Raw genomic sequence first — 8,774 nt, forward strand, 5'->3', positions numbered from 1 at the left:
CACTGTCATAACGGGAGGGTTCACATGACAGAGACTGAGACTACACAAAATGATCCGAACCATATCGAGACGGATTATGAAGTCGGACAGGACAATGTAAACCTGTTTGGTCTCGATATTCATAATCCGGTTTTCATGGTATCTGGCTTATCCATCATCGTCTTCGTTTTGATCACGCTGATGTTTCAGGCCGAAGCAACCGACTTCTTTGGCTGGTTGCGCCCCTTTTTAACCTCAACTTTTGACTGGTTCTTCCTAAGCGCTGCAAATATCTTTGTTATTTTCTGTCTAATTCTCATGATCACACCCCTTGGCGGCATCCGTCTGGGCGGAAAAGACGCCTCTGCGGAATACAGCTATCTTGGTTGGTTCGCCATGCTGTTTGCCGCAGGAATGGGGATTGGCCTGATGTTCTTTGGTGTATCAGAACCAATGTCCCATTATGGCTCTGCAATAGGCGGGACTTCTGTTGAAAACGGCGTCAGAACAGACTGGGCCCCATTGGGTGCCGCGGCGGCAGATCATGCCGAAGCATTAAAGCTTGGTATGGCGGCAACGATTTTCCATTGGGCACTCCACCCTTGGGCCATTTATGCTGTTGTTGCCCTTTCGTTGGCCTTCTTTACCTTTAATCGGGGATTGCCCCTTACCCTGCGGTCTGCGTTTCACCCCATTCTGGGAGAACGTGTTTGGGGATGGCCCGGTCATGTTATTGATACTTTGGCCGTTTTTGCCACACTCTTTGGTTTGGCGACCTCTCTTGGTTTTGGTACAGAACAGGCACTTGCCGGTTTTAACTTCCTGTTCGGCTGGGGAACCGGGAATATGGCCAAGGTTATTCTGATCACGTTCATTACCGCGCTTGCGTTGATATCAGTGCTACGCGGGCTTGATGGAGGTGTGAAGATCTTATCGGAAATCAATATTGGAATTGCCGCACTCCTGTTGCTTTTCATTATTGTCGTAGGGCCGACCGCAACCATTTTCGCCACCATTTGGGATGGTAGCATTGCTTATCTTACCGAATTGGTTCCTCTCTCCATGCCATTTGGACGCGAAGATTCAAACTTCACTCAAGGTTGGACGTCTTTCTATTGGGCCTGGTGGATCTCCTGGTCACCATTTGTCGGGATGTTCATTGCCCGGGTTTCAAAAGGCCGGACCGTTCGTGAGTTTGTCTTTTGCGTCATCATCATTCCAACGCTGGTAACCATGGTGTGGATGGGGGCGTTTGGCGGAACTGCCATTGCACAGGTTTTCGCGGATGCGACAGCTCCGGTCAAAGATGCGGCCCTTGAACTTAAACTCTTTGAAATGCTGAAACCCTTGCCGCTTACAGCAATTTCATCCTTCGTTGGTATTATTCTGGTGCTCGTGTTCTTTGTTACTTCTTCTGACTCTGGATCCCTTGTGATCGACACGATCACAGCGGGCGGTAAAACAGATGCCCCCGTCTCGCAGCGGGTCTTCTGGTGTTCTTTTGAAGGACTGGTTGCCGCAACCCTGTTGCTGGTCGGCGGAACAGAGGCCCTCACCGCGTTGCAAGCAATGTCCGTGTCGACCGGGTTTCCGTTTACCATCGTTCTACTCTTTATGTGCGTCAGTCTGTTTATTGGGCTGAAAAACGCTTTAAAAGATTAACCTGCACTTGTGAGGCCGGTATTCCGGCCTCACTTTTTTAGCCTTTATTGCCAATCTGTCCCCTCAACATACCCCGACTTTGAAACGCAGGATTGATTGCCATCCACCAATCGCGTAGTCTGCCCCGCAATTAATGATCCGTAATTGGGAGGATAAAAAGTATGACGTTACAAAAACCAACAAAATTCACGCGCCGCTTTGCACTAGGCGCAATGGCAGGTCTTGTTACCATGACAGGCATTTCAAGCGCCGCGCTGGCAGATGACAAAATTACAATTGGGGCGCTCCGCTTCACTTCGCATTCTCCTTCCTTTATCGCTTATGAAAAAGGCTACTTCAAAGAAGAAGGGCTGGATGTAGAACTTAAGTTCTTTCAGGCCGCACAACCGGTTGCCGTTGCAATCGCAACAGGCGCCGTTGATTTCGGTGTCACTGCCCTGACAGGTGGATTTTTCAGCCTAGCAGACAAAGGCGCTGTCAAAGTAATCGGCGGCCTGATGTCAGAGAAAAAAGGAACCCCCGGCAACACTATTCTTGTGTCAAACAAGGCATTTGATGCCGGCGTAAGAAGTCCCGCTGATCTGAAAGGTAAAAGCTGGGCAATGACACAGCAGGGCTCATCCTTCCATTATATGGCAGGTATCATCGCAGAAAATAACGGTTTCTCAGCTTCTGACATGACTTTACGGCCTTTACAGAATGTGGGTGCTATGATCGGTGCATTGAAGTCTGGTCAGGTTGATGGCATGGCGATTGTTCCGCATATCGCTTCTGGCCTTGCAAAAGGCGGCGCTGCCAAGATAATCGGTAAAATTCAAGACATCAGCGATTATCAGGTTACAACCATCTTTACGTCGACAAAAAACACGACAGACAACAAAGATATCGTGAAACGTTTCCTGAAAGCCTATTCACGCGGTATCGCTGATTATCAGGCCGTTATGCTAAATCAAGACAAGGACCCTGCGGCCACGGAAGCAATGGTCGATCTGATCCATAAATATGTGTATGCCAGTCGTCCCCGTGAAAAAGCAGCTCCTTCCATTAAGGCAGGTTCTGTTTACCTGAACGAAGGCGCCGCGCTTAATGTGAAAAACGTTGCAGCTCAGCTTGCCTGGTTCCAGAAAAACAAACTGGCCCCCGCGAGCCTGACGTTAGACAAAATGGTCGATACAAGTTTTGTCAAAACAATTGATTAAGTAGATGTACCGGGCGGGTCATATTGATCCGCCTCTTATTTTCCGAGGCCTCCGATGGATTTGCATCTGAAACAGATTTCCCACACCTATGATGAAACAGAAGTCCTAAAAGACATTGATTTTCGAATTCCGTCAGGAGAAATCGTCTGCCTGATTGGTCCAAGTGGATGTGGCAAGTCAACACTTCTTCGCTTTATCGGGGGCCTCGAACGCCCTAAGTCCGGCACGGTCATTCAAATTGGGGACCCTCCTGCTGAAAGCCTTAACCCCCTCACCTATATTTTTCAGGATTTTGCGCTTCTTCCGTGGCGCAGTGTCAGGGGAAACATCTCATTGGTACTGGAAGATCATGGTATCAAAGGACAAAAGGCCAATGAAATTATCACGGACGTCCTTGCGCGGACAAAACTTTCAGATTTTTCCGAGGCGCTTCCCAAGCAACTCTCCGGCGGCATGAAGCAACGGGTCGCCATCGCCCGGGCACTGGCCGTTAAGCCCGCCTGCCTGCTTATGGATGAACCTTTATCGGCGCTTGATAGTCAAACCCGCGAGCTGTTGATGGATGATCTTGTCGAGTTATGGCTGAAGGAAAAATATACAGCCTGTTACGTCACCCATAACCTGAACGAAGCCGTTCGGCTAGGGCATAAAGTGATTGTCCTTTCAAGGCGCCCCGGCTGTATCCGTGAAATCGTCGAAATTGATGTTCCATTGGAAGAACGTCTGAATAACCCGATCAAATTAAAAGAAAAACAAGACTATCTTTGGTCCCTTATGAGGGATGAAGCCAAGGCAGCGGACGAGGAGCTTGCGCATGTCTGAAGGTAAACCGGTTCCTTACCGTGGAGGCGGCTTCTCGCCGAAGCCCATGCGCGCCGTTGCCCCCGTGGTGTTTGTTTTTCTGATCGGCTTCTGGGAAATGGGCAGTCGTTCCGGCTGGATCAGCCCGCTCGTTTTACCCGCCCCTTCAGAGGCGTTTAATGCCTTTATGGAGCTATTTGACTCAGGCTTGCTAGTGCAGCATATGTCCGCGTCGTTGCAGCGTTTGATTGTCGGATGGATTTCGGGCTCGTTGCTCGGTCTGGCTTTCGGATTGGCTGCCGGATTATTTAGTCTTGCGCGTGGCGGTATCGTTCCGCTTGTTGCAGCCATTTTCCCGATCCCGAAAATTGCACTATTGCCGCTTTTTATCATCTGGTTTGGTATTGGGGAGGAATCCAAGATCGCAACTATTCTGTTCGGGACTTTTTTTCCGACAGTCATTGCCGTCTATGGCGGGGTCGACAATGTAGACCGCGGACTGATCAGAATGGGCCAATCCTTTAACCTGAGCTGGTGGTCGATCGTTTGGAAAATCATTTTGCCTGGTGCAATGCCCGCCATTTTATCTGGCTTCCGTATTTCCGCATCCATCGGCATTATTCTGCTGGTTGCTGCCGAAATGATCGGTGCTGAATATGGGATTGGTGCCTATATTCTTCTGGCAGGAAATCTGATGGCGTTGGACCAGCTTGTTGCAGGGGTGACCATTCTGTCCGTTCTTGGTCTGTCTGTCAGCTGGCTCATCGGACGCGCGGAGCGGTTTTTGCTTCGCTGGCGTATTTGAAAATTCACTTGCGCTCTCGGTGCTTCTAAACTAGTGAAAATGCCAAGAAAAGACTGTAAATTCAGAAGAACGGCTTGAATGACTATGCGCGTACTCTATGTCGGCAATTTTAACGAAAAAGCAAATGGTGGCCTGTTTTACGATTCCAATCGGAAACTGGCGAACGGCTTTATTCGGAACGGCCATCAGGTATATCAATTTAGTGATCGCGACATTGCCCGGTCTTCAAGCTGGTTTGAGTCTCGCAAATTCGGAATATTGCCGGCAAATAAGCGGCTGTTTGAAACGGCCCAGAATTTTTGGCCAGACTTGATCATCATTGGTCATTCGCAGCAGATCTTTACCAAAACCTTGAAAAAGATCAAAAAAGCCCTGCCCCATGTTAAAATCATCGTCCGTAATGTGGATGCAATCTGGCATCAGGATAATGTGGACCGGATCATGTCCCGCGTTGATGTTGTTGATGCCGTTTTCATTACGACAGCTGGCGAAAAACTTCGCCAATTTGCCCGCAAAAACAATGTGGTCAGCTTTTTCCCCAACGTCATGGACAAAACGGTGGATAGTGGTCAAAGCTTTAATAATCCGGACCCTGAATACCGTTTATTCTACGGCATGGGAAATGCCCGTGAAGGGACGGAACGCCATCAGGTAGCCAGTCGTATCCTCAATCATTTTCCGAAAGGGTCGACAAAGATCCTCGGGATCAATGGGGTTCCACCCGTGAACGGGATCACCTATCAGAACTTCATCGCCAATGCCCGAATGGGCCTGAACCTCAGTCAGGGTGAAGGACTGGATGATCCTTATTACAGTTCCGACAGAATGGCCCATTATATGGGCAACGGGCTAATGACCCTGATCCATCGCAGAACACAGTTCGACAAAATTTTCAAAGATGATGAAATGGCGTTCTATGAAGATTTTGACGATTTGATCAAAAAAATTGAATATTTCAACCTTCATGATGCGGAAGCCCGGGAGATTGCCCAAAAGGGTTGGCAGAGAGGTCATGAGATATTCGACGCGCAGCGTGTGGCTAAATATCTGGTTGAAGTAACCTACCGCGAACCATTAAGCGAAGAGTATGACTGGCCAACTGAATTATTCACAGTCTGATCCCATTAAGCCCCGAAACAGTATTTTCTGTATCCTTCATCACTAGCGGTTTTTAAACAAACGCCTATATGGAGGGGAATATATACAATTTTATCGGGAATGCATGTCATGGGGAAAATTACCCTCGTCGCCTTCGGTTTGTTCTTCAGTTTCGTCTTCGCCCTCAACGCAAAGGCCATGGATTATGGGATTATTTATCAGGATGCTGCGATCAGCAATGCTGTAATTTCACCCGTAGAAGGCGATCCAAACGGCAAAGCAATCCTTCGATTTAATCTAAAAAATACGGCGGTTGATCAACTTATTATCATGGGGGTAACGGGTGATCTTCATGATGGATCGAAAATCATGGCCCGTATGGCTCCTCAAAAATTTGTAGAACTGGACTCGCTTTCTTTACTCAGTGAAGAGGCGCTTAACATGAAAGAGGCGCATATCTATATCGAACTGGAAAATATGAAGCTTCCCACCGGAAAAAGTAACCTTGTGGACCTTTCCCTTATTTTGACCAACGGAGAAATGCCGTTTAAAGCCCGCTTGGTCGACATTACGAATTAATCCCTTCAAATCCTGTTTGACAGGCGAACAGCCCGGCGATTATGGTGTTCGGGCATTTCTTGTATGCACCCTATCCGCGGAAAAGGCTTTGCCTGACAAGAATATTCTGGAAATAAAAACCAATCATACGGTTTCTGGACGTTTGGCGGATACGGCATAAAGGGAAATTCGTATGCAATCACTTAACGATGCGTCAATCGTCAGCCTATCGGCGTCTGAAAAACTCTCCAGCTTCGATCTGCACACCGAGTTTATTCTCAAAGCAGAACAGCTTCTTCAAAACTATAACGATGGCGCTGAAGCAGCTCTTGAAGCCTTCCGTCTTTTTCATCCTGCCAGTGACAAACCTGATTTTACACCGCAGCTTTTAGATGCCCGGCAGGTTATCATGCTGCAAAGTATGCAGGACCAGAAATTATCGCTGGAATGGTTGAAAAAACAAGCCAAGAAACTTCTCAAATCTGTAAAGTCAAAGGATCCTGTCGCGACCTTGCGATTTGAAAACACTCATCCAAAAGTCATTCAAAAGCAACGCCCTTTGGATCAATTGACCCTTGCCGATGCGCATCATGTTCTTGCCCTGGAAAATGGATTTTCCAGCTGGCCAAGATTAAAATCACATCTTTTCCAAATGCAGGCGGCAGCCCGGAAAGTAGAAAGCGGAGCACCACTGGATACATTCAGAACCCTGCATATTCGGTGCGGGAATGACATTAAACCTGCCCTTAAAGACGCAAATTTGGTCGGCCCGTTTCTGGAAGTCATAAACCCCTTCACGATTGGGCCGGTTCTCCCCGATCGATTGGCACCCGCCTCCCTGTCCCAACGAAGCCGTTTTATCAAAACGTTTCTCGGACCTTATCTGGATGAGGAACGCCTTGAGAACACAACGCGCACCTTGATAGACGAGGAGCAAACCCTTAGAAATCTTGGCGATCAGTATGACGAGGTTGTCCTGTGGTTCGAGCATGATGCCTATGACCAGCTGTGTCTGGCTTATATCCTTCATCATATGGCACAAAAATGTCCGAACCTTCCGTTTCGACTTAGTCTGGTGCAGGTCGATCGGTTTCCCGGGATCAAACGCTTTGTCGGCATCGGTCAAATTGGCCAGCCGGAAGGTTTCGCCCTGCTTTTTTCACAACGAATGACCATAACGCCGCCGTTGATTTCATTCGGAGCCACTGTTTGGGAGGCCTTTACAAACCCCACGCCAGACGCCCTTTGGACGCTGATTAAAGAAGAGAACGCCCCTCTTCCCTTATTGCAGAATGCGTGTCAAAGATATTTAGCGGAACTGCCTTCGTCTAAAAACGGGCTGGGGCTAACAGAAAATTTGGCTTTGGAAATTATCGCAGAGGAAGAAGCCATTCTTGCCCGCCGTGTTTTTCTGATCCTGCTTGCGGATCGGGACCCTCAGCCCTACCACGGTGACATAATGTTTTTTGCGGTTCTGGACGCATTATGTACCGCGAAAGAACCGGCTCTGAAGCGCGTTGGCAAAATCAGCGACGCCAGCGGTCCGGGATTGGACATTCTGTCCTTGACAGATTTTGGCAAAAAACTTCTGTCTGGCGAGGCAAACTGGTTGAACGCAAACCCCACGGACAAATGGGTTGGTGGTGTTAATATCAACAGTCAACTTGATCAAAACTGGCGATATCATGGCAGCGAAACCGGGCCAACTCTGGTCTAGGGCTTGCAAATAATGAACGGCCGGTCCAAAACTACCAAATATTAAAAAAGGAAAAGACCGGCCGTGCTAACACTTATAAAAAACGCCAACCTGTATACGCCAAAGCCACTTGGGACATGCGACATCCTGATTGCCGATACAAAAATTGCCGCGATTGAGTCTGACCTTACGCTTACCGGTTTTCCGCACCTGAACGTGATTGATGCGAAAAACAGGATTGTGACACCGGGCATTGTCGACGGTCATGTCCATCTGATCGGCGGTGGCGGCGAAGGAGGATTTGCCACCCGCACCCCTGAAGCCAACCTGAGTGACCTTGTAAAAGGAGGCGTAACCACCGTTGTTGGCCTGCTTGGCACAGATTGCGTAACCCGGCATGTTGGAAGCCTGTTTGCCAAAACCAAAGCATTAAATGTTGAAGGCATTACGGCGTTTATGCTAACCGGTGGATATCCAGTTCCAAGCCCGGTTGCTACTGTTGGCATTCGCGAAGATATTGTGTTCATGGACCCGGTGATCGGCCTGAAAATTGCCGTCAATGACCACCGTTCGTCCCATCCTTCCGTTCACGAACTGGCACGGGTTTCCAGTGAAGCAAGAACCGCCGGGCTGACCGCCAATAAAGCGGGGTGTATCGTTGTTCACATGGGCGGAGGCAAGAACGGTTTTGCCTTATTGAACGCCGTCCTTGAGGAAACTGACCTTCCTATCCGGCAATTCATCCCAACCCACGTTAATCGGCATAAGCCCCTGTACAATCAGGCATTGGAGTGGACAAAAAAAGGTGGGTTCATTGATTTGACAGCCGGTATTAACCCGGAACGCGGGGCGCGCGGCAGTATAAAAGTAAGTGAGGCGATCGCCCAGTGTTATCGCGACAAATATGACATGGGCCGGATCTGTATCAGCTCTGATGCGAACGGGTCGGTCCCCGTCTTTGATGAGAACGGTGTAT

The 8,774-nt window shown here is 48.8% G+C and carries 8 protein-coding genes; all 8 read left to right on the forward strand.

Translation table 11 applies throughout. The annotated features are described in order from the left end of the window. Positions 1-24: 24 nt before the first annotated feature. A complete protein-coding gene (locus ACJAYR_RS14755) occupies positions 25-1,641 on the forward strand; it encodes a BCCT family transporter (protein WP_415237310.1) in 1,617 nt (538 codons plus the stop codon). 161 nt (positions 1,642-1,802) lie between these two features. Beyond that, the gene (locus tag ACJAYR_RS14760) at positions 1,803-2,840 is read left to right on the forward strand and encodes an ABC transporter substrate-binding protein (RefSeq protein WP_415237311.1); all 1,038 of its coding nucleotides are present in this window, start codon (positions 1,803-1,805) and stop codon (positions 2,838-2,840) included. A gap of 54 nt (positions 2,841-2,894) precedes the next feature. After that, positions 2,895-3,662, forward strand: coding sequence for an ABC transporter ATP-binding protein (locus ACJAYR_RS14765; protein ID WP_415237312.1), 768 nt, complete (start codon positions 2,895-2,897; stop codon positions 3,660-3,662). Further along, positions 3,655-4,446 (forward strand): ABC transporter permease, encoded by a 792-nt coding sequence (locus ACJAYR_RS14770; RefSeq protein WP_415237313.1) that lies wholly within the window; start codon positions 3,655-3,657, stop codon positions 4,444-4,446. The genes ACJAYR_RS14765 and ACJAYR_RS14770 overlap by 8 nt, the downstream gene beginning before the upstream one ends. Positions 4,447-4,524: 78 nt before the next feature. Beyond that, positions 4,525-5,565, forward strand: coding sequence for a glycosyltransferase (locus ACJAYR_RS14775; RefSeq protein WP_415237314.1), 1,041 nt, complete (start codon positions 4,525-4,527; stop codon positions 5,563-5,565). Between the two features lie 108 nt (positions 5,566-5,673). Then, entirely contained in the window at positions 5,674-6,123 is a 450-nt protein-coding gene (locus ACJAYR_RS14780; RefSeq protein WP_415237315.1) for a hypothetical protein, read from the forward strand. A 172-nt stretch (positions 6,124-6,295) separates the two neighbouring features. Further along, a complete protein-coding gene (locus tag ACJAYR_RS14785; RefSeq protein WP_415237316.1) occupies positions 6,296-7,819 on the forward strand; it encodes a DUF1835 domain-containing protein in 1,524 nt (507 codons plus the stop codon). 63 nt (positions 7,820-7,882) lie between these two features. Next, positions 7,883-8,774: beta-aspartyl-peptidase (gene iadA / locus ACJAYR_RS14790; protein ID WP_415237317.1), on the forward strand; the 892-nt coding region annotated here is incomplete at its 3' end.

The organism is Sneathiella sp. (assembly GCF_047631475.1).
In the GTDB taxonomy this organism is placed as follows: Bacteria; Pseudomonadota; Alphaproteobacteria; order Sneathiellales; family Sneathiellaceae; genus Sneathiella.

Excerpts from the sequence above, each read along its gene's own strand:
- ACJAYR_RS14755 (WP_415237310.1), top strand. The coding sequence starts at position 25 with ATGACAGAGACTGAGACTACACAAAATGATCCGAACCATATCGAGACG.
- ACJAYR_RS14760 (WP_415237311.1), top strand. The coding sequence starts at position 1,803 with ATGACGTTACAAAAACCAACAAAATTCACGCGCCGCTTTGCACTAGGC.
- ACJAYR_RS14765 (WP_415237312.1), top strand. The coding sequence starts at position 2,895 with ATGGATTTGCATCTGAAACAGATTTCCCACACCTATGATGAAACAGAA.
- ACJAYR_RS14770 (WP_415237313.1), top strand. The coding sequence starts at position 3,655 with ATGTCTGAAGGTAAACCGGTTCCTTACCGTGGAGGCGGCTTCTCGCCG.
- ACJAYR_RS14775 (WP_415237314.1), top strand. The coding sequence starts at position 4,525 with ATGACTATGCGCGTACTCTATGTCGGCAATTTTAACGAAAAAGCAAAT.
- ACJAYR_RS14780 (WP_415237315.1), top strand. The coding sequence starts at position 5,674 with ATGGGGAAAATTACCCTCGTCGCCTTCGGTTTGTTCTTCAGTTTCGTC.
- ACJAYR_RS14785 (WP_415237316.1), top strand. The coding sequence starts at position 6,296 with ATGCAATCACTTAACGATGCGTCAATCGTCAGCCTATCGGCGTCTGAA.